Here is a 21,473-nt window from a genome sequence, read left to right on the forward strand (position 1 = left end):
AATCATATGCGACTGTTACATACATGGGAAACCGAGACGGATCGCTACCGCGCCTACGTCACGACCCGGACCGATGGGCATAACGAAGGCAACGTCGGACTCCACGTCGGAGATGACCCGGATCGAGTCGTCGCCAATCGGAAGCAATTTTTCGAAGCGGCCGGTCTCGACCTCGCTGATTCGGTATGGGCCGACCAAGTGCATCAAACAAACGTCGAAGTCGTCGGAGACGCTGACCGAGGCAGAGGGGCGTACCGTTACGATGAGACGATTCCGGCGACGGACGGTCTCGTCACGACGGTTGACTCGTTACCGCTCGCCCTCGTGTTCGCTGATTGTGTCCCGCTGTTCTTTTGCGCCAAAGACCATGGCGTCATCGGTGTCGCACACGCAGGCTGGAAAGGGACAGTCGGTAACATCGTGGCCTCGATGACCGATGCATTTGCAACATTGGGCGTACCGGAACAAGATATTGATATGTTTGTCGGACCAGCCATCACGGCCGACCATTACGAGGTCGACCGCCGTGTCCTTGATGCGGTCGAAGCTGTCTCGCCGGCAGCTTATGAAGCATCAGTCTCGGACGAACAGGCAGGCCATGCCCATCTATCCCTGCAACGAGTGAACGAGACGCTCGCCGCTGAACGAAATATCGAGGTGACCCAATCGAACTTGTCGACCGTAGCCGATCGAAGCTTTTTCTCATATCGGAACGGAGATGCCAAACGTCGATTTGCGGCTGTCCTCGTCAAGGAGAAGAAATCGTGAGTATAGCGAATAATGTGAATCAAGTCAGACAGACGATCGACGCGCATCGGACCGATCAAGCGGTGACGCTCATCGCGGTCACGAAATCGGTCGGTCCCGACGTGGCGAACGCCCTTTATGCGGAAGGCATCCGCGACTTCGGCGAAAATCGTCCCGAAGGATTACTTGAAAAAGTCGAGCAGTTGCCGCCTGATGCCAAGTTTCATTTCATCGGCAGCCTGCAGACACGTAAAGTGAGACAAATTATCGACCATGTGGCAGCGATCCATTCGCTCGACCGTCTCTCGCTCGCCGAAGAGATCGATAAGCGCGCCCAAGGCGTGATCGATTGTTTCGTGCAAGTGAACATATCGGGCGAAGCATCAAAACATGGTCTCGAAAAAGAGGAAGTCATCCCGTTCATCGAGAACTGTAAACAGTATCCTCACGTGCGGATCATCGGATTGATGACGATGGCACCGTTCACAGAGGATGAGACGGTGATTCGGGAGACGTTCCGAAACTTGAGACAATTGCGCGATGACGTCGCAGGTCTTGCCTATCCGCATGCACCGTGTACCGAACTGTCAATGGGGATGTCGAACGACTACACGTTGGCGATCGAAGAAGGCGCATCGTTTGTTCGTATTGGAACCGTACTTGTGCAATAATATATTTTAAGGAGGAATCCGTTATGTCAATCAAAAACAAAATGAAGGACTTCTTTGGACTCGAGGAAGATCCGAACAACCAGTTCGAAGGAGACGAGTATGCTGTCGCCGAAACGAAGACACAACCGATGACGGAGGCAATCGTCAAAACTGAGGACCGTCCGAAAACATCAAACAATATCGTCGCGTTGAACACGAAGAAGAAAGAACGTTCAAAAGTCGTCTTGGCCGAACCGCGTGTATTCGCCGAAGCCCAAGACATCAGCGACCAATTGAAAGAGAACCGGGCCGTCATCGTCAACCTCCAACGGATGTCGAAAGAGCAGTCTCGTCAAGTCGTCAACTTCTTGTCAGGTGTCGTCTATGCGTTAGAAGGGACGATGACGTCGATTGGACATAACACGATTTTATGTACTCCAAACAACATCGAGTTGACGGGATCGATCTCGAATTTGATTTCGGAGGACGAACTCAATAGTAAAGGGTGGTAACTGAATGGAAAATGCTATACCTGCGTTAGGCAACACGATCGTTACATTACTTGGGTATTATAGTTGGGTCTTGATTGCCTATATTTTATTATCGTGGTTCCCAAATGCGCGCGAATCTAAATTTGGTCAAATTTTATCGTATCTATGCGAGCCGTTTTTAAACCCGTTTCGTCGAATCATCCCACCAATTGGCGGGATGCTCGATATCTCCCCAATCGTCGCTTTATTTGTGCTACGGATGGCACAATTTGGAGTGCGAGCGATTTTCGGTATTTAAATGAGCGTCTTCGATCATTATCGTCCGAATGAGCGCCCGTTTGTCGAGCAAGTGCTCGATTGGGTTCAACAAGTCGAGGACAACTATGTGTTTAAAGTGACGGACTTTTTAGATCCACGCGAGCAACAAATCGTCCGGCAACTCGTCGGGAAGCAGCTCGCGATTTATGAGGACGGCGGATTTGAAGGCGCGGAACGGCGTCGACTCATCCTCGCTCCGGACTATTACGAGCTCGACCCGAACGATTTTGATATCGCGATTCGTCAAATCGACTATCCAACCAAATTTGTCGAATTGACGCATCGTCAAGTGACGGGTACGCTCTTGAACGCTGGGTTGAAGCGTCAAAAATTCGGAGATGTCGTCCTCGACGACGGCGTCGCCCAATTCGCGACGACGCGTGAGGCGGTCGGGTTCATCGAGATGAACGTCGACCGGGTCGGCAAGGCCAGGATTCGCATCTCAGAGGTACCGCCCGAGTCCGTGCTCGTCGTGCCCGAAGTCAAATGGAGCGACGAGTTCGGAATCGTCTCATCGCTCCGGTTTGACACGGTCGTCAGCGAAGTGCTCGGATTATCAAGGCAAAAAGCGCAGGCGCTCGTCAAACATGGAGACTGCAAAGTGAATCATAAACCGATTGACGATGCGAGCTTCATCCTTGAACCAGACGATTTGGTCTCGATCCGAGGGTATGGCCGTGTCAAATTGACGGCGATTCTCGGCTCGACGAAACGTGAGAAAATAAAAATCCAGTATGGCATCATACGTTGAACTTAGGAGGAAAGTCGAATGGCGTTGACACCGATTGATATTCATAATAAAGAGTTCTCGACTCGTTTTCGCGGGTACGATATCGATGAGGTCAATGAATTTCTAGATCAAATCATCAAAGAGTTTGAGCTATTGATTCGTGAGAATAGAAGGTACGAAGAACTCGTCAACGATATGCAAGCCCGTATCGACTACTTCTCCTCAATGGAAGACACATTGAACAAATCGATTATCGTCGCCCAAGAGGCAGCTGAAGAAGTGAAGACGAACGCGGCGAAAGAAGCGAGTCTCATTTTGAAGCAGGCCGAACGCGAGGCGCTCGCCCGTGAGGAAGAAGCGTCACGTAAAGAACAGCTCGCTGAGCGCGAAGTCATTCAAATGCTCAAAAAAGTCGAGTTGTACCGGACCCGCTTCCGCGTCCTCGTCGATGCTCAGATGGAGCTGTTGAACAGCACGGAATGGGACACGATTGTCGGGGAGCCGCCGGTCCAGACGGTTCTTGACGATACGACCGAACTTGCGTATAATGACGACGAAGTCATACCAACCAAACATCACGGATAATACACAATACGTCGATTAGGACACGTCGATAAAGTCATACCTACGAAGCGACTTAGGGAAGGTGCAAGCCTAAGAGAAAGACTTTATCGGTATCCCCTATGAGTGTCGGGCTGAAGTTAGTAAGCGCGACCGCCTGACCTCGTTATCGGTTACCAAGAGCGGTCTCGGGGCTTTTCCTGAGATTAGTAGGGTGGTACCGCGAGTCGACTAACTCGTCCCTATTAGGGGCGGGTTTTTTTGTTGTCAAAAAAAGATGCAGGAGGAGTTTCAATGAACTACAAAGACACACTATTGATGCCTGAAACAGAATTCGCGATGCGCGGAAATCTGCCAAAACGCGAGCCAGCCATGCACGAGGCTTGGGAACAGATGGACCTATATAACCGCGTCCAAGAAAAAAATGCCGGAAAGCCACAATACATCCTGCATGACGGACCTCCGTATGCGAACGGCGACATCCATATGGGCCATGCGCTCAACAAAGTATTGAAAGACATCATCGTCCGCTTCAAATCATTGAACGGCTACCAGTCACCGATGATCCCGGGCTGGGACACACACGGTCTCCCGATCGAGAACGCGCTTCAAAAAGCAGGCGTCAATCGTAAAGAGATGACCGTCGCCGAATTCCGCGAGAAGTGTGCGGCGTACGCGATGGAACAAGTGAACTCGCAACGCGAGCAGTTCAAGCGTCTCGGACTGATGGCTGATTTTGACAACCCGTATATCACGCTATTGCCGGAATATGAGGCGGCTCAAATCCGCTTGTTCGGGACGATGGCCGAGAAGGGTTACATCTATAAAGGGAAGAAACCGGTCTACTGGTCACCGTCTTCTGAATCGGCCCTCGCCGAGGCAGAAATCGAATACTATGACAAGAAGTCACCGGCGATTTACGTGGCGTTCCAAGTCGTCGACGGCAAAGACGTCTTAGCGACAACGGACCACTTCGTCATCTGGACGACGACACCATGGACGATCCCGGCCAACCTTGGGATCGCGGTCAGCGACGAGTTGACGTACACGCGCATCGAGCACGACGGCAAAGGGTACATCGTTGCCGAAACGCTCGTCGAAGACGTGACGACGGCACTCGGCTGGACGGATTACACAGTGAGCGGTTCTTGGAACGGGCGCGAGTTCGAACACATGACGGCTCAGCACCCGCTTTATGACCGGACATCGCTCGTCATGATCGGCGATCACGTCACGGCTGACGCGACAGGTCTCGTCCATACGGCACCAGGTCACGGGGAAGACGATTACCGTGTCGGACAAGCTTACGGACTCGACGTCCTCTGCCCGGTCGACGACCGTGGTTATATGACAGAAGAGGCGCCAGGTTTCGAAGGTTTGTTCTATGAAGACGCAAACAAACAAATCGGCATGAAGCTTGAAGAGAACGGCTACCTCCTCAACTTGAAATTCATCAAGCACTCGTACCCGCACGACTGGCGTACGAAAAAACCGGTTATCTTCCGCGCCACACCGCAATGGTTCGCGTCAATCAAAGATTTCCGTGCCGACATGCTTTGTGAAATCGAAGAAGTGAACTGGGTACCGGAGTGGGGCATGACGCGCCTTTACAACATGGTCCGTGACCGTGGGGACTGGGTCATCAGCCGTCAACGGGCATGGGGTGTTCCGATTCCGATCTTCTACGCCGAAGACGGCACGGAGATCATCACGAACGAGACAATCGACCACATCGCCAACTTGTTCCATGAGCACGGCTCGAACGTCTGGTATGAGCGTGAAGCGAAAGACTTGTTGCCAGAAGGCTTCACACACCCGAACAGCCCGAACGGCGAGTTCCGGAAAGAACTCGACATTATGGACGTCTGGTTTGACTCAGGTTCGTCTCATGCGGGCGTACTCGAACAGCGCGATAACTTGCGCCGTCCGGCCGACTTGTACCTTGAAGGCTCGGACCAATACCGCGGCTGGTTCAACTCGTCACTCTCGACGGCAGTCGCGACGACGGGCAAAGCGCCGTATCGCAACGTGCTCAGCCACGGCTTCGTCCTCGACGGCGACGGCCGTAAGATGTCGAAGTCACTCGGCAACACGATCGCACCGAACGATCTCGTCAAACAATACGGAGCGGAAATCGTCCGTCTTTGGGTATCGTCGGTCGACTATCAGTCGGATGTCCGCGCATCGCACGATAACTTCAAACAAGTGTCGGAAGTCTACCGGAAGATCCGCAACACGTTGCGCTTCTTGCTCGGTAACTTGAACGGGTTCGACCCATCGATGCGTGTCGCCTTCGAAGACATGCCGGAAGCGGACCGCTTCATGGCGACAAAACTCAAGCAACTTCAGACGAAAGTCGTCAAAGCGTACGACACGTTCGATTTCATGGCTGTCTATCACTTGAGCCATAACTTCTGTGTCAACGAGTTGTCGTCGTTCTATCTCGACTTCACGAAAGATATTCTATATATTGAACGTGAAGACGACGCACGTCGTCGTGCCGTTCAAACGGTCATGTATGACACGGTCGTCACGCTCACGAAATTGCTTGCACCAATCCTCCCGCACACAGCGGACGAAGTGTGGCAAGAAGTGCCGGCGAAGACAGCTGATAGCGTCTTCTTGACAGACCTTGAGGCAGTGGCACCTCTCACAGAAGATGAGACGGCATTGCTTGCTAAATGGTCGAAGTTCCTCACGTTCCGTGACGACGTGTTGAAAGCGATCGAGATCGCCCGTGGCGAGAAGTTGATCGGTAAACCGCTCGAAGCAAAACTACAAGTCGCGCCAAAAGGTGAGACGAAACAGTTGCTCGAGACGATCGATAACGTTCGTCAGTTGCTTCAAGTGTCGCAACTCGATTACGTCGAATCGGCCGATGTCGATTATACGACGGCCGAAATCAGCGTCATGAAGGCTGACGGTGCCGCTTGTGCCCGTTGCTGGACATACTCGACCGAACTCGGTCAAAATGCTGAACATCCAGAGCTTTGCCCGCGTTGTACTGAAGTCATCGCATAAGCCGGACCGGAGTGGCGATCGTCCACTCCGGTTTCTTATGACTTGAAAGGAGAATCTGATGAAACGTTATTACGGATTAGCACTTTTCCTCATCTTGCTCGACCAAGTAACGAAATGGATTGTCGTCCAAACGATGACGATCGGGCAGTCAATCGAGCTCATCCCTGAATTGCTCTACTTGACGTCTTACCGCAATAAAGGCGCGGCCTGGGGCATGCTCGAAGGGCAGATGGTGTTCTTCTTCATCGTCACCGCGGTCGTCGTCGTCGGCTTGATTTATTTCTTGCATAAAGAAGTGAACGGATTCGATCTGCTCGGTTATAGCGTCGGGTTATTGCTCGCCGGTGCAATTGGGAACTTCATCGACCGTCTATTCCGTGGTGAAGTCGTCGATTTCGTCGACACGTATCCGTTCGGCTACAACTTCCCAATCTTTAACGTCGCCGATATGGCGCTCACGTTCGGGGTCATCTTCATGATCATCGGCGTCTTGTTCGAAGAAAAATTAAACAAAGAAAGGGGACAATCGTAATGGAAACTTACACATTTGTCGCCGAAGAAAAGGCACGTATCGACAAATGGATGAGCGAACAAAGTGACTGGTCACGTTCGCAAATCCAAGACTGGATCAAGGCGGGGGACCTCCTCGTCAACGGCCAGGTCGTCAAGCCGAACTATAAACTGCAAGAAGGCGACGAAATCGTCGTGACGGTCCCGGAGGCCGTCGAACTCGAGGTGTTGCCAGAGAATATCGAGCTCGACGTCGTTTATGAGGACGAGGATGTCATCGTCGTCAACAAGGCACGCGGCATGGTCGTCCATCCGGCGGCTGGTCATACATCAGGCACGCTCGTCAACGCACTCCTCTATCACTGTGACGATTTGTCAGGCATTAACGGTGTCAAACGACCAGGCATCGTCCACCGCATCGATAAAGACACGACCGGTCTCCTCATGGTCGCGAAAAACGATGTGGCCCACGAATCGCTCGCGAGCCAGTTGAAGGATCGTAAAATCAAGCGTGAATATATCGCTCTCGTCCACGGCGAAGTTGCCCATGAGCTCGGGACGATCGAGGCGCCAATCGGGCGTGACACGAACGACCGTCAGCGGATGACAGTGACGGACAAGAACGCGAAAGAAGCGATCACGCACTTCCGTCTGCTCGAGCGGTATAAAGACTTCACACTCGTTGAGTGTAAGCTCGAGACGGGACGGACGCACCAAATCCGTGTTCATATGCGTTATATCGGCCATCCGCTCGCTGGTGACCCGAAATATGGCCCGCGCCGCACGATTCAATTGAACGGACAAGCTCTCCATGCGGCGACGCTCGGTTTCTTCCATCCACGCACGGACGAATGGCTCGAATTCGAGGCGCCGCTCCCGGCCGACTTCGAAGAAGAACTTGCAAAATTGGACAAAATCGAGAAAACGCGTTGACTTTCAACCGATTCCGATTTATAGTCTAGGAAGCATAACACCTTTAAACCCAGTCCAGAGAGGCTGTGAAAGGATTGTGGCTGCGGCCACGACACGTCGATTATTTGAGGCAGAGGTCTGCCCTCATATATGAAGACTTCCTTTTCCAGCCGGATGAGGAAGTCTTCTTTTTGTATAATTTGAGAGAGGGGGGAAACGTTTGAAACGTTCTACCATATTGGATGAAGCGGCCATCCGCCGTGCACTTACCCGAATCGCTCACGAGATCATCGAGCGCAACAAAGGAACGGACAACGTCGTGCTCGTCGGGATTAAAACCCGAGGCGAGACGCTTGCCGACCGACTCGCCCGCCGCATCGAAGAAATAGAAGGCAAACCGATCGCGCTCGGTAACTTAGATATCACGCTGTACCGGGATGACCTGTCTAAGAAGTCACTTGACCCGGAAGTGAAAGCGACTGAACTGCCACACGACATCAACGGCAAGACGGTCGTCTTGATTGACGATGTCCTTTACACGGGCCGGACGGTGCGAGCCGCCATGGACGCACTCGTCGACCACGGTCGTCCGGATTACATCCAGCTCGCTGTCTTGATCGACCGGGGACACCGCGAGCTACCGATTCGCCCAGACTTCGTCGGCAAGAACGTCCCGACCTCGAAGTCAGAACAAGTCGTCGTCCGACTCAGTGAAGTCGACACGACAGACGAAGTGTTTATCAAACAGCAATAATCCAAAACCTTTAAGGTGGTCCAGAGAGGCCAGGAAGGAGAACCACATATGAAACCCATCCTCAACATCCACGAGCGTCCCGCTCACTTACCGCAATGGCTGCTCTTCAGCCTGCAGCACGTCTTCGCCATGTTCGGAGCGACGATTTTAGTCCCGATTTTGACGGGCCTAAACACGTCCGTCGCCCTCGTCGCCTCCGGTGTGGCCACGCTCTCATTCCTAGCGATTACCCGCTTCAAAGTCCCGACCTATCTCGGGTCAAGTTTCGCCTACATCGCCCCGATTATCGCCGTCAGCCAGCAATGGGGTGTCGAAGCCGCCTTGTTCGGTGGCATCATCGCCGGATCGGTTTACGGTGTCGTCTCGCTCATCATCTATAAGACAGGTGTGAACTGGTTGCTGCGCCTCTTGCCGCCAGTCGTCGTCGGTCCGGTCATCATGGTCATCGGCTTATCGCTCGCACCGGTCGCCATCGACATGTCGATGAACAAAGACGGTGCCTACAATGGAACGTTCATCACCGTCGCGCTTCTCACGCTCGGCATCACGATGTTCGCTATGACGACGTTCAAAGGAGTATGGGGCGCCGTACCGATCTTGTTCGGTATCATCGGTGGTTACATCATCGCCGCCCTGTTCGGCATCATCGATTACTCGGCGCTCGGTCAAGCGAGCTTGTTCCAACTGCCTGACTTCACGATGGTGTTCGTCGACTACATGCCGATGTGGCAAGTCGGAGCACTGCTCGCCATCGTCCCGGTCGCGCTCGTCACGATGACGGAACATATTGGCGACCAAATGGTCACGTCAAAAATCATCGGACGCGAAACGATGAAAGATCCAGGTCTCCATCGGACACTCCTCGGCGACGGGGTCGGGAAAGCGGTCGCCTCGGCGCTCGGTGGTCCACCGTGTACGACCTACGGTGAGAACAACGGGGTCATGGCCATCACGAAAGTGTACAGTGTCTACGTCATCGCCGGAGCAGCGCTCATGGCTATCAGCTTTGGTTTCCTTGGTCACGTCGAAGCGTTCATCTCGACGATCCCGAACCCGGTCAAAGGCGGCATCTCGATCCTCTTGTTCGGAGTCATCGCTTCGAACGGTCTGCGGACGATGGTCGAAAGCAACGTCGACCTCGCTGAGAAACGCAATCTCATCATCGCTTCGGTCATCCTCGTCATCGGACTTGGTGGGGCCATGGTCCAACTCGGAAGCTTCCCGGTTCAAGGGATGGCACTCGCCACAGTCGTCGGGATCCTCTTGAACGCCTTCTTGCCGAAAGAAGAAGCGGTCCACGAAGCTGCTGCCGAAACAACTGAAGATACACGACAAGCAAGTAACTTTTAATTCGATCCCGTGAGGTCGGCAAAGTGAAGGCTCGTTTATTTGGGTGTAGTCTACCCAAATGAAGGCGTCCCTTCACGTAGGTGAAGAGACGCCTTTTCTCTTTGCCTTCACACAAAAGGAGGAGACGAACATGAACTTAATCAAACAACAACCGAAGCATTTTGTCAGTCTGGATACGCTCTCGCTCGATGAGATCATGGGATTGATCGAGGAATCGCTACGTTACAAACAAGGGGACATGCCACCCTTGTTCGACGGCAAGACGGTCGCGAACTTGTTCTTTGAAAACTCGACGCGAACGAAAAATTCGTTTCAAATGGCCGAACGGCACTTGAAAGTACAAGAGATTCCGTTCGACGTGGCGACGTCATCGGTGACGAAAGGCGAGACGCTGTACGACACGTGCAAGACGCTCGAGGCAATCGGGGTCGATGCCCTCGTCATCCGCCATCCGGAGTCGGGCTATTACCATGAACTCGTTGAAAAGTTGAACATCCCGGTGTTGAACGGCGGTGACGGGAGCGGGGAGCACCCCTCGCAGTCACTGTTAGACCTCGTCACGATCTTTGAAGAGTTCAAGACGTTCGAAGGGTTGAACATCGCCATCTGCGGCGACCTCGTCCATAGCCGCGTCGCACGTTCGAACGCAAGCGTATTGAAACGCCTGGGGGCGAACGTCGTCGGCTGCAGCCCCGCCTCTTGGTGGGACGAGTCGATGGGGCTCGAACATCGGGACCTCGACGATGTGTTAGCGGACTGTGACGTCGTCATGCTGCTCCGCGTTCAGCACGAACGCCACATCATGGGCGACATCTTCTCGAAGGAAGATTATCATGCGCGCTACGGGTTGACGCCCGAACGCGTCGACCGAATGAAAGGACGAGCGATCATCATGCATCCGGCACCGGTCAACCGTGACGTCGAGATCGCCGGCAGTTTGATTGAACATCCGAAGTCGAGGATCTTTCCACAGATGACGAACGGCGTTTACGCCCGGATGGCCATTTTAAATCGAGCATTAGGGGGACAATTATGATACTTCAACACGCAACTTGGTATGACGGGAACACGAAACGGACGACGAATCTATTGATCGAGGACGGCGAAATCCGCTCGATCGACTATGACGGCACGACCGAAGGACATGAAGTGATCGATGCGACAGGGAAGCTCCTCATTCCGGGGCTCGTCGATGTCCACGTTCATTTGCGCGAGCCGGGCGGGGAGAAGAAAGAGACGATCAAGACGGGTACTGAGGCGGCTGCGGCCGGCGGGTTCACCACAATCTGCGCCATGCCGAACACACGTCCCGTCCCGGACGACCGGGCGACGATGGACCAGCTCCTGGCTAAAATCGAGCAAGACGCAAGCGTACGCGTCCTTCCATACGCCGCCATCACGAAACGACAGCTCGGCACCGAACAAGTCGACATGGCTTCGCTCGCAGATGCGTTCGCGTTCACCGATGACGGCGTCGGCGTCCAATCGGCGGCGATGATGCGTGAGGCGATGCGGGAAGCGAAACGTCTCGATAAGGCGGTCGTCGCCCACTGCGAGGACAATACGCTCAAGGCCGGTTCGGTCCATGAAGGCCGGTTCAGTGAAGAACACGGCATCCAAGGCATCCCGAGCCTCGCCGAAAGCATCCATATCGCCCGTGACGTCTTGATTGCCGAAGAGACGGGCTGTCACTATCACGTCTGCCACGTCTCGTCACGACAGTCGGTACGTGTCATCCGCGACGCCAAACGAGCCGGCATCCGGGTGACGGCCGAAGTGACACCGCATCACCTCGTCCTCTGTGAAGACGATATCCCGGGCCTCGACCCGAACTTTAAAATGAATCCGCCGCTCCGGAGCCGTGACGACCGTGAGGCGCTCCTTGAAGGCTTGTTCGACGGGACGATCGATATGATCGCGACGGACCACGCCCCGCACACGGCCGAAGAAAAAGCAGCCGGCATGGAACGGGCCCCGTTCGGCATCACCGGATTCGAGACAGCGTTCCCGCTCTTGTACACGACGTTCGTCAAGACGGGTCAGATGGAAGAAGCGGCGCTCATCAACTGGATGACGAAACGTCCGAGCGACGTGTTCGGGTTACCGTACGGTGTGATTGAAGTCGGACGGGCGGCAGACTTTGCCCTCATCGATACGGAGACGGAGCAAGTGGTCGATCCGACGACATTCCGCTCGAAAGGAAAAAACACACCGTTCGCGGGGATGAAACTGGTAGGCTGGCCGGTGATGACGATCGCGGCTGGAAAAATCGTATATAAGGGGAGATTCGATGAAACGAACATTATGGCTTGAGGACGGCACTTCATTTGTAGGAACAGCATTCGGCGCAGACGTCGAGACGATCGGGGAAGTCGTCTTTCAGACCGGGATGACCGGGTATCAGGAGATGTTGTCGGACCCATCGTACTGCGACCAGCTCATCGTGTTGACAAACCCGTTGATCGGCAACTACGGCGTCAACCGGGAAGATTTTGAGACGACCGTACCGATGGCGAAAGGACTCATCGTGAAAGAAGTGTGCGATTTGCCTTCGAACTTCCGCTCGACCGCAACGCTCAGTGATACGCTTCTCCGCTTCAATATCCCAGGTCTAGCAGGGGTCGACACGCGGATGTTGACGCGTCATCTCCGCTCACGTGGCGTCATGCGCGGTGTCATGGTCGATGGGGAATCGACGTGGGCATCGGTCCAGGATCGCTTTGACGTCCTTCTTCCGACCGATCAAGTCGAGCGCGTCTCGACAAAGCGGGCGTATGTCAGCACGGGCCGCGGGCCGCGTATCGCCCTCATCGACTTCGGTGCGAAACTCGGCATCATGCGTGAACTCGTGAAGCGCGACTGTGAAGTCGTCGTCTTGCCGCACGACGTGACGGCCGACGAAGTGATGCGCTATGAACCGGATGGCGTCATGCTGTCGAACGGACCGGGGGACCCGAAAGACGTCCCGACGGCGTTGCCGCTCATCGAGCGCCTCATGCCGGTGTTGCCGATTTTCGGAATTTGTCTCGGCCATCAGTTGATCGCACTCGCGAGCGGGGCCAATACGTTCAAACTCCCGTTCGGCCATCGCGGCGCCAACCATCCGGTGCTCGAACTTGAGACCGGCGCGGTGACGATCACATCCCAAAACCACGGCTACGCGGTCGATGAGGCATCACTCGCGACGACCGGACTCGTCGTCACGCATCGCGCCGTCAACGATGGCACGGTTGAAGGGGTGAAGCACTTGCATCATCCGACGTTCTCGGTCCAATACCATCCGGAAGCGGCACCGGGTCCATATGACGCCAACGACTTATTTGACCGCTTCATGCAGATCGTCCAAGAAAACAAACAGAAAGTAGGAATGTGACATGCCAAAACGACCAGATATTCAGAAAATCCTTGTAATCGGATCCGGCCCGATCGTCATCGGACAGGCGGCAGAATTTGACTATGCTGGTACCCAGGCGTGTCTTGCCTTGAAAGAAGAAGGATACGAGGTCATCCTCGTCAACTCGAACCCGGCCACGATCATGACCGACCCGACGACGGCGGACCGCGTCTACATCGAACCGCTCGAACCGGAGTTCGTCGAGCGGATCATCCGTCAAGAACGTCCGGACGCGCTCCTCGCCACACTCGGCGGCCAGACCGGCCTGAACTTGGCGATGGAACTCGATCGCCGCGGCGTGCTTGAAGATTGCGGCGTCGAATTGCTCGGGACGAAATTATCGGCCATCGAACAGGCTGAGGACCGGGAACAGTTCCGCGACCTCATGTATAAACTCGGGCACGGGGTCCCGGAAAGCGAGATCGTGCAGTCACTCGAGTCGGCTTGGGGCTTTGCGGAACGGATCGGCTACCCGATCATCATCCGTCCGGCGTACACACTCGGAGGAACCGGTGGCGGGATCGCCCATGACCGGAATGAATTTGAGCAGTTCGTCGAATCGGGACTGAAAGCGAGCCCGGTGACACAAGTGTTACTCGAAAAATCGATCGCTGGCATGAAAGAAGTCGAGTATGAAGTGATGCGCGATTCGAGCGACCAAGCGATCATCGTCTGTGCGATGGAAAACTTTGATCCGGTCGGGGTCCATACGGGCGACTCGATCGTCTTCGCACCGACACAAACACTGTCTGACCGCGACTATCAGATGCTCCGCAGCGTCTCACTCGACATCATCCGCGCCCTCGGCATCGAAGGCGGATGTAACATCCAATTCGCCCTCGACCCGGACAGCTTCACGTATTACGTCATCGAGGTCAATCCGCGTGTCTCGCGCAGTTCGGCGCTCGCCTCGAAAGCGACGGGGTACCCGATCGCCAAGCTGGCTGCGAAAGTGGCGGTCGGATACAAGTTGTCAGAACTGAAGAACCCGGTGACGGAGACGAGTTACGCCTCATTCGAACCGGCTCTCGACTATGTCGTCGCCAAAATCCCGCGCTTCGCCTTCGATAAGTTCGAGACGGCTGATCGTCGCCTCGGCACGCAGATGAAAGCGACCGGGGAAGTGATGGCGATCGGCCGTAATTTGGAAGAAGCACTCTTGAAGGCCGTCCGTTCGCTCGAACTCGGGACAGAAGACTTGGCCGTGCCACGACTCGCGCAACTAAGCACCGCGGAGCTCGACCGCGAACTGACGACACCGACGGATGAGCGGTTGTGGATGCTCTATGAAGCGCTCCGTCGCGGCTACTCGACAGAACAGTTGCATGAGCTGACAAAAATCGATCGTTTCTTCTTATCGAAACTCGCTCGGATTTGGCAACAAGAAGAGACGCTTCAGCATGAGCCGCTTTCGAAAGAACGCCTCATCGAGACGAAACGTCTCGGCTTCAGCGATAAGATGATCGCCCGAATCACGAATGAGACTGTGGAGACGGTGACATCGCTTCGGAACGACTGGGGCATCCGCCCGGTGTATAAGATGGTCGACACGTGTGCGGCCGAGTTCGCTTCGGAGACACCATACTTTTACGGGACGTACGAAGTCGAGAACGAGGCCGTGAAGACGGACAAACCATCGATTCTCGTCCTCGGTTCGGGACCGATCCGGATCGGGCAAGGTGTCGAGTTCGACTACGCGACCGTCCACTCGATCCAGACGATCCGTGACGCAGGCTACGAAGCGATCATCATCAACAATAACCCGGAGACGGTGTCGACCGACTTCTCGATCTCGGACCGGCTCTACTTCGAACCGCTCACGACCGAAGACGTGCTCGAGGTCATCCGCAACGAACAGCCGCTCGGCGTCATCGTCCAGTTCGGCGGTCAGACGGCAATCAACTTAGCGGCCTCGCTCGAAGCAGAAGGGGTCCAAATTTTAGGGACGTCGCTTGAAGATATCGACCGCGCCGAAGACCGGAAAGCGTTCGAAGCGACGCTCTCGGCCGAACGACTCGCCCAACCGCCGGGCAAGACGGCGGTCACGGTCGAAGAGGCCGTCGCTTGCGCCGATATGCTCGGTTATCCGGTACTCGTCCGCCCGTCATATGTGCTCGGCGGTCGGGCGATGGAGATCGTCTATGAGCGCTCGGAGCTCGAACGGTATATGCGCCACGCCGTCGTCGCCTCGAAAGACCGTCCCGTCCTCATCGACCGCTACTTGACGGGCATCGAGATTGAAGTCGATGCCATCTGTGACGGGACCGACGTCTATATCCCGGGCATCATGGAACATATCGAACGGGCCGGCGTCCACTCGGGTGACTCGATCGCCGTGTATCCGCCGCAACGATTGAGTGAGGCATTGAAAGAAAAAGTCGTCGATTACACGATCAAACTCGCCAAGGCGTTCCGAATCAAAGGGTTGCTCAATATCCAGTTCGTCTACGCGGACGACTTATATGTCATCGAGGTCAACCCGCGGGCGAGCCGGACCGTCCCATTCATCTCGAAAGTGACGGGCCTGCCGATCGCGCGCATCGCCACGCAGACGATTCTCGGGACGAGTCTGAAAGATTTAGGGTTAGGGACCGGCCTGCATCCAGAAGCGGACGCGATTTCGGTCAAAGTGCCAGTGTTCAGTTTCGCGAAATTAAAAGAAGTCGATCCGTCGCTCGGGCCGGAAATGAAATCGACCGGTGAAGTCATGGCGACAGACCGTACGCTCGAAAAAGCACTGTATAAAGGGCTCGTCGCCGCCGGCATGACGATCGCCTTGAAAGGGAACGTCCTATTGACGGTCGCCGACCAAGACAAGGAAGAGGCGCTCGACATCGCCCGCCGTTTCAATCGACTCGGATTCCGCCTGATGGCCACGTCCGGTACGGCGCAGGCGCTCTCAGCAGACGGCCTACCGGTCCATCCGGTCGGGAAGATCAATGAGTCTGGTGAGACGATGCTGAGCGTCATCGAACGAGGAGAAGTCGACATCGTCTTGAACACGACGACGCGTGACGCCCTCGCGACGAAAGACGGGTTCATCATCCGTCGGGCCGCGGCCGAGCAAGGCGTGCTCTGTCTGACGTCGCTCGATACGGTTAAGGCGCTGCTCCAAGTCATCGAGAGCCTGTCGTTCCAAACAACGAGTTTGCCGGAGTTCACGACATTCGGGGTGACCGTATGAGACAACTCGCGACCATTTTATCGAACCGATTGATCGCGACAGCGACGATGGAGATGAAAGTCGAAATCGCACCGCAAGAAGTCGCGCCGGGCACGTTCTTCCACGTGAAGACGTCAGAGCTGTTGCGCCGGCCGCTCTCGGTCGCGAACGTCGAAGGCAACGTCGTCACGTTCCTGTATAAAGTCATCGGTAGCGGGACGGCAGATTTGGCCGCTCGTCGGACGGGAGACGTCTTGGACGTCCTCGGACCGCTCGGCAACGGTTTCCCGCTCGAGCAAACAGGCAAGCGTGTCGTCCTCGTCGGTGGGGGCATCGGGGTGCCACCGCTCTACTACACGCGGCGTCTGCTCGCCGCACGCGGGATTGAGACGGTGGCGATTCTCGGGTTTGATACGAAAACGAGCATTTTTTATGAAGACGCGTTCCGTGAACTGGGGGAGACGATCATCACGACGGTCGACGGAACGTATGGGGAAATGGGATTTGTGACCGGCCCGCTCGCGCGGGTCGAGGCCGATGTGTTGTTCAGCTGTGGACCGGAACCGATGTTGAAGGCAGTCGCCGCATCACATATCGAAGAGCGATATATCTCGATCGAGAATCGGATGGGGTGTGGCATTGGAGCTTGTTTCGCTTGCGTGTGCGAAGCGCCAGGCGGTTACGTCAAAGTGTGCAGTGACGGACCGGTATTTCGTGCGGAAGAGGTGACGCTATGAGATTACACGTCGATTTGCCAGGCTTACAGTTGAAAAATCCGATCATGCCGGCGTCAGGCTGTTTCGGATTCGGTGAAGAGTTCGCCAAACTCTATGACTTATCGATATTAGGCGGTATTATGATTAAGGCGGCGACAGGCGAGTCGCGATTCGGCAACGGCACGCCCCGTGTCGCTGAGACGGCACAAGGAATGCTGAACGCCATCGGCCTTCAAAATCCAGGTGTCGACGCCATCATCGAAGACAAGCTTCCGTTCCTGTCGGGATTTGATACCGAGATCATCGCCAACGTGGCCGGCTCGACGCCAGAAGAGTATATTCACGTCGCCCGCCAGATGAGTGCCGACCCGACCATTAAAGCGCTCGAGCTGAACATTTCATGTCCGAACGTGAAGTGCGGCGGGATGCAGTTCGGGACCGATCCTGAGATGGCGGCCGAATTGACCCGGCTTGTCAAAGCGGCGTCAACGAAACCGGTTTACGTCAAACTGTCTCCGAACGTCACATCGATCACGGCGATGGCCAAGGCGGTCGAAGCGGCCGGTGCCGACGGGATCACGATGATCAACACGCTCGTCGGGATGCGCATCGACGTCACGACCGGACAACCGATTCTCGCCAATCGAATCGGGGGCTTGTCTGGCCCTGCCGTCAAACCGGTCGCCATTCGGATGGTGTATGAAGTCGCTCAGGCCGTCGATATCCCGATTATCGGGATGGGCGGCGTGCGGACGGTGGACGACGTATTAGAGTTTATCTACGCAGGTGCCTCAGCGGTCGCGGTCGGAACGGCCAATTTTGAGAATCCGTACGTCTGTCAAGAAATCATCGAAGCGTTGCCGGGACGACTTGACGAACTTGGCATCGATCACATTTTAGACATCAGGGGGAAAGCTTATGAACAGACTGTATCTCGCGCTTGATGTCGAGACGGGCGCCGACGCGTTCCGTCTATTGGAACGAATCAATCAGAAACCAGCCGTCAAAGTCGGGATGGAGCTGTTCTATCGGGAAGGGGGGCGTTTTGTCGAGCAACTCGTCGACAATGGATACCCCGTCTTTTTAGACATCAAAGTCCACGACATCCCGGAGACGGCACGGCGGACGCTCCGTCAAATCGGCCGCCTCGGCGTCGAGTTGACGAACGTCCATACACTCGGCGGCGAGACGATGATGCGCTACGCCTTAGACGGCTTACGTGATGTGACCGATACGACGAAATTGATTGGGGTCACCCAGTTGACGTCGACCGATGAACGGATGCTTTCTGAAGAATTAAACATCAAAGGCGGTCTGGAGCAGGCCGTCCTTCGCCAGGCAGCCATGGCCGATCGGGCCGGACTCGACGGGGTCGTCGCGTCCGTGCATGAGGCCCATGCGATTCACCAAGCGCTCGGCTCATCGTTTTTGACCGTGACGCCGGGTATCCGGATGAACGAGACAGTAGACGATCAAGTCCGGACCGCCACACCAAAAGCGGCGCGTGAGGCCGGCGTGTCGGCCATCGTCGTCGGCCGGCCGATCACCCGGGCCGAAGACCCGAACGCCGCATATGAATACTACTTACAGGAATGGAGTCGAACGTATGAGACAAATCGCTGAAGCTTTATTACAGATCGAGGCCGTGACCCTTTCTCCCGAGAACCCGTATACATGGTCGAGCGGGATGAAGAGTCCGATTTATTGTGACAACCGTTTGACGCTCAGCTATCCTGATGTCCGCAATCTCATCATCGATGCGCTCGTCGAAGCGATCCGTCCGCTCAACGCCGATGTCATCGCCGGGACAGCGACAGCGGGAATTCCTCATGCGACGCTTGTCGCCGACCGGCTCGGCTTGCCGCTCGTCTACGTCCGTTCGAGTGCGAAAGGACATGGGAAAGGGAATCAAATCGAAGGTCGGTTCGAGCCTGGCGCTCGTGTCGTCGTGATTGAAGATTTGTTGTCGACCGGTTCATCGAGCATCGAGGCCGCCAAAGCGATCCAGAAAGCCGGCGGGGAAGTGATCAAGATTCAAGCGATCTTTTCCTACAGTCTGAGCCGTCTTCACATCAATCTATTGGACTCCGGCTTCACTGCGCATGCACTGATTACACTGTTGGATGTGCTCGACGTCGCCGTCAAGAAGCGAATCATCAGTAAAGAAGAGGCTGCTACTTTACGTGACTGGCGAAATGATCCGACAGGTTGGAGCGCTCGTGTCACATCGTAATTTACCTTTCTAAGAATCCACCTCCGGGCGGATTCTTTTTCAATTGGTAACATGGCATACTGAACGTGTTAGAATAGGGAAAGTAGTTAATAAAGGAGATGTGTATGGCGTATTCTAGAATGAAGGGAAAGTCCTTGAAAGCTCGCTTTCAAGCGATCCCGAAACATCGTAAAATCGCGTTCGGACTCGTCTTCACCGTCTTGCCCCTCATTTTTTTCTTGAATTTATTCGTATTCAGCCATGTGTTGGCACTCGGGGACACGTACGAGGACCGATACCAGATGAAGAGGCTTCGGCTCGAGACGGCGCATGGTAACGTCGAATTTGTTCGGAGCACGAATGAGAAGGTTCAGATTGAAGTATTGCAGACGAACTCGAAAGAGCGTCGCATCAAAGTCAAATCGGTCGGCGACACAATCTCGGTCGTCGAGCGGTATGGCCAACTGAGTCAATTCGGCAGTCGGGCGAGCGATGAGCCGTCCCGTTATAAGATTCGCGTCGCCTTGCCGAGCTCGATGACGTCGATTGATGTCGAGGCCGAGCAAGTGACGGGACAAGGATTGATCGCTAAGACGATTGTCTTGGAGGCGAACGCAGTCAATGTAAAGAAACTCGAAAGTGATCGACTTCGTGTCGAGACGCGGAGTGATGCGACATTAGAGACCGTCCGGGTCGTCACGGGAAATATCCGCTCCTATCGGAATGCGACCGTGGGTGACATCGTCGTCAATCAAAGCTTGACGGTTCAGACCGAGGCTGGGACGCTCGCCTACGAGCCGCGCAATGCGACCGGACAAGTGAACGTCACCACGTCCGGCAACGTGACAGCATCCGAGCGGTTCAAGGAAATCGGGGGCGGCGTGTATCATCTGTCGAACTCGAACCGACCGAATATCGAACTCATTTCCGAGACAGGAAAGGTCGAACTTAAATGATCAACAAACGTTACATCCCTAAAGTCGGACTCCGGACATTAAAGACGGGGATTGCCGTCGCCATCACGATCGCCTTGTCGTGGTACGTGTTTGGCATCTATTCAGGCATGGGGGCCATCGCGGCCGTCGTCGCGATGCAACCGACCGTGAAACGGTCATCAAATATCGTCTTCAGTCGAATCTTCGGGACGATTGTCGGGCTCATGTGCGGTCTCTTGATCGTCTACGCGTTCGGAGTCAACCCGATCTCGATCGGGCTCGCCGTCATCGTGGCGCTCACGCTCAACACGACGTTCGATAAGACACACATGTCGACGTACGCGGCGTTCGCAATCGTGCTCATGCTCGAGAACCCGACGACCGACTTCTTCCATTATGCGTGGACCCGTTCGCTTTTGACGGCCGTCGGTGTTTTCGTCTCACTCGGAGTGAACTATGCGTTCCTGCCGCCTCGTTATGAAGATCGGTTGCTCAGTGAGATTCGAAAGACATCGGCCTACATGTTCCACCATTGGCGCGAACTTGTCGGATCCCCATCAGAATTGCTTGAGACGCGGGCCCGCATCCTCGGGCATCAGGAGCTGCACATGATGCTCCAAGAAGACATGAAAGTGACGAACGTGACATTGAAGCATTTGACGATCAAACAGTATCGTCTATTGATTCACCTTGAGGACAAGCTCGTCTTGCTGCTCGAGAGTCTCGCCGAACACCGCGAGGCACTATTATTGATTGGTGAGGAAGAACGCCGGGCGTTCGAATCCGAATTTTTATATCTCCTTGCGCATCATCACGACATCCTCTACACGTGTGACAAACCGTATTCGCTGTTCACGTTGCCGCATGAGGATCTATCCGTTTCTGAAATCTTACACGGGCATTTGCTCGACTATCATGAACAGCTCGAAGCGTTCAAACATAATCCGAAATGAAGCAAGGCCCCGTTTTAGCGACGGGGCCTTGCTTTATGATTGATTGAGAGCCCGTC

General features: G+C 55.0%; 21 protein-coding genes. All 21 read left to right on the forward strand.

What is annotated here, in order from left to right; genetic code table 11:
- Window positions 1-6: 6 nt before the first annotated feature.
- The gene (pgeF, locus tag KNP74_RS06620; protein ID WP_138859650.1) at window positions 7-768 is read left to right on the forward strand and encodes a peptidoglycan editing factor PgeF; all 762 of its coding nucleotides are present in this window, start codon (window positions 7-9) and stop codon (window positions 766-768) included.
- Complete coding sequence (locus tag KNP74_RS06625; RefSeq protein ID WP_214763863.1) at window positions 765-1,418, forward strand: YggS family pyridoxal phosphate-dependent enzyme; 654 nt, start codon at window positions 765-767, stop codon at window positions 1,416-1,418. The genes pgeF and KNP74_RS06625 overlap by 4 nt, the downstream gene beginning before the upstream one ends.
- A 23-nt stretch (window positions 1,419-1,441) precedes the next feature.
- Window positions 1,442-1,909 (forward strand): cell division protein SepF, encoded by a 468-nt coding sequence (locus KNP74_RS06630; RefSeq protein WP_029595732.1) that lies wholly within the window; start codon window positions 1,442-1,444, stop codon window positions 1,907-1,909.
- A gap of 4 nt (window positions 1,910-1,913) precedes the next feature.
- A complete protein-coding gene (locus KNP74_RS06635; RefSeq protein ID WP_021067051.1) occupies window positions 1,914-2,186 on the forward strand; it encodes a YggT family protein in 273 nt (90 codons plus the stop codon).
- Window positions 2,187-2,957 carry a YlmH family RNA-binding protein gene (locus KNP74_RS06640; protein WP_034777088.1) on the forward strand — a complete coding sequence of 257 codons (771 nt, stop codon included), beginning with the start codon at window positions 2,187-2,189 and terminating at the stop codon, window positions 2,955-2,957.
- Between the two features lie 18 nt (window positions 2,958-2,975).
- Window positions 2,976-3,521, forward strand: coding sequence for a DivIVA domain-containing protein (locus KNP74_RS06645; RefSeq protein ID WP_021067053.1), 546 nt, complete (start codon window positions 2,976-2,978; stop codon window positions 3,519-3,521).
- A gap of 270 nt (window positions 3,522-3,791) precedes the next feature.
- Entirely contained in the window at window positions 3,792-6,518 is a 2,727-nt protein-coding gene (gene ileS, locus KNP74_RS06650) for an isoleucine--tRNA ligase (protein ID WP_214763865.1), read from the forward strand.
- A 58-nt stretch (window positions 6,519-6,576) separates the two neighbouring features.
- On the forward strand, window positions 6,577-7,050 hold the full coding sequence (gene lspA, locus KNP74_RS06655; protein WP_034777092.1) for a signal peptidase II: 474 nt from the start codon (window positions 6,577-6,579) through the stop codon (window positions 7,048-7,050).
- Complete coding sequence (locus KNP74_RS06660) at window positions 7,050-7,961, forward strand: RluA family pseudouridine synthase (protein WP_214763866.1); 912 nt, start codon at window positions 7,050-7,052, stop codon at window positions 7,959-7,961. Before lspA ends, KNP74_RS06660 begins: the two co-directional genes overlap by 1 nt.
- A gap of 199 nt (window positions 7,962-8,160) precedes the next feature.
- A complete protein-coding gene (pyrR, locus tag KNP74_RS06665; protein WP_034777096.1) occupies window positions 8,161-8,694 on the forward strand; it encodes a bifunctional pyr operon transcriptional regulator/uracil phosphoribosyltransferase PyrR in 534 nt (177 codons plus the stop codon).
- A gap of 48 nt (window positions 8,695-8,742) precedes the next feature.
- The gene (locus KNP74_RS06670; protein ID WP_214710569.1) at window positions 8,743-10,044 is read left to right on the forward strand and encodes a solute carrier family 23 protein; all 1,302 of its coding nucleotides are present in this window, start codon (window positions 8,743-8,745) and stop codon (window positions 10,042-10,044) included.
- Between the two features lie 130 nt (window positions 10,045-10,174).
- Complete coding sequence (locus KNP74_RS06675) at window positions 10,175-11,080, forward strand: aspartate carbamoyltransferase catalytic subunit (RefSeq protein WP_214710570.1); 906 nt, start codon at window positions 10,175-10,177, stop codon at window positions 11,078-11,080.
- Window positions 11,077-12,357 (forward strand): dihydroorotase, encoded by a 1,281-nt coding sequence (locus tag KNP74_RS06680; RefSeq protein ID WP_214763867.1) that lies wholly within the window; start codon window positions 11,077-11,079, stop codon window positions 12,355-12,357. The genes KNP74_RS06675 and KNP74_RS06680 overlap by 4 nt, the downstream gene beginning before the upstream one ends.
- Window positions 12,335-13,417, forward strand: a complete 1,083-nt coding sequence (locus tag KNP74_RS06685) for a carbamoyl phosphate synthase small subunit (RefSeq protein WP_128122749.1) — start codon at window positions 12,335-12,337, stop codon at window positions 13,415-13,417. The genes KNP74_RS06680 and KNP74_RS06685 overlap by 23 nt, the downstream gene beginning before the upstream one ends.
- Window position 13,418: 1 nt before the next feature.
- Window positions 13,419-16,622, forward strand: a complete 3,204-nt coding sequence (gene carB / locus KNP74_RS06690) for a carbamoyl-phosphate synthase large subunit (protein WP_214763868.1) — start codon at window positions 13,419-13,421, stop codon at window positions 16,620-16,622.
- The gene (locus KNP74_RS06695) at window positions 16,619-17,338 is read left to right on the forward strand and encodes a dihydroorotate dehydrogenase electron transfer subunit (RefSeq protein WP_034777108.1); all 720 of its coding nucleotides are present in this window, start codon (window positions 16,619-16,621) and stop codon (window positions 17,336-17,338) included. Before carB ends, KNP74_RS06695 begins: the two co-directional genes overlap by 4 nt.
- Entirely contained in the window at window positions 17,335-18,261 is a 927-nt protein-coding gene (locus tag KNP74_RS06700; RefSeq protein WP_034777110.1) for a dihydroorotate dehydrogenase, read from the forward strand. The genes KNP74_RS06695 and KNP74_RS06700 overlap by 4 nt, the downstream gene beginning before the upstream one ends.
- Window positions 18,236-18,940: an orotidine-5'-phosphate decarboxylase gene (gene pyrF / locus KNP74_RS06705; protein WP_214763869.1), complete on the forward strand. Its 705-nt coding sequence runs from the start codon at window positions 18,236-18,238 to the stop codon at window positions 18,938-18,940. Before KNP74_RS06700 ends, pyrF begins: the two co-directional genes overlap by 26 nt.
- Window positions 18,924-19,550: an orotate phosphoribosyltransferase gene (gene pyrE / locus KNP74_RS06710; RefSeq protein WP_034777114.1), complete on the forward strand. Its 627-nt coding sequence runs from the start codon at window positions 18,924-18,926 to the stop codon at window positions 19,548-19,550. Before pyrF ends, pyrE begins: the two co-directional genes overlap by 17 nt.
- A 134-nt stretch (window positions 19,551-19,684) precedes the next feature.
- Window positions 19,685-20,485 carry a hypothetical protein gene (locus KNP74_RS06715; RefSeq protein ID WP_251126246.1) on the forward strand — a complete coding sequence of 267 codons (801 nt, stop codon included), beginning with the start codon at window positions 19,685-19,687 and terminating at the stop codon, window positions 20,483-20,485.
- A complete protein-coding gene (locus tag KNP74_RS06720) occupies window positions 20,482-21,417 on the forward strand; it encodes an FUSC family protein (RefSeq protein ID WP_214710577.1) in 936 nt (311 codons plus the stop codon). The genes KNP74_RS06715 and KNP74_RS06720 overlap by 4 nt, the downstream gene beginning before the upstream one ends.
- Window positions 21,418-21,473: the final 56 nt, after the last annotated feature.

Origin of the sequence: Exiguobacterium sp. s141 (assembly GCF_018618085.1) — a bacterium.
Taxonomy (GTDB): domain Bacteria; phylum Bacillota; class Bacilli; order Exiguobacteriales; family Exiguobacteriaceae; genus Exiguobacterium; species Exiguobacterium mexicanum_A.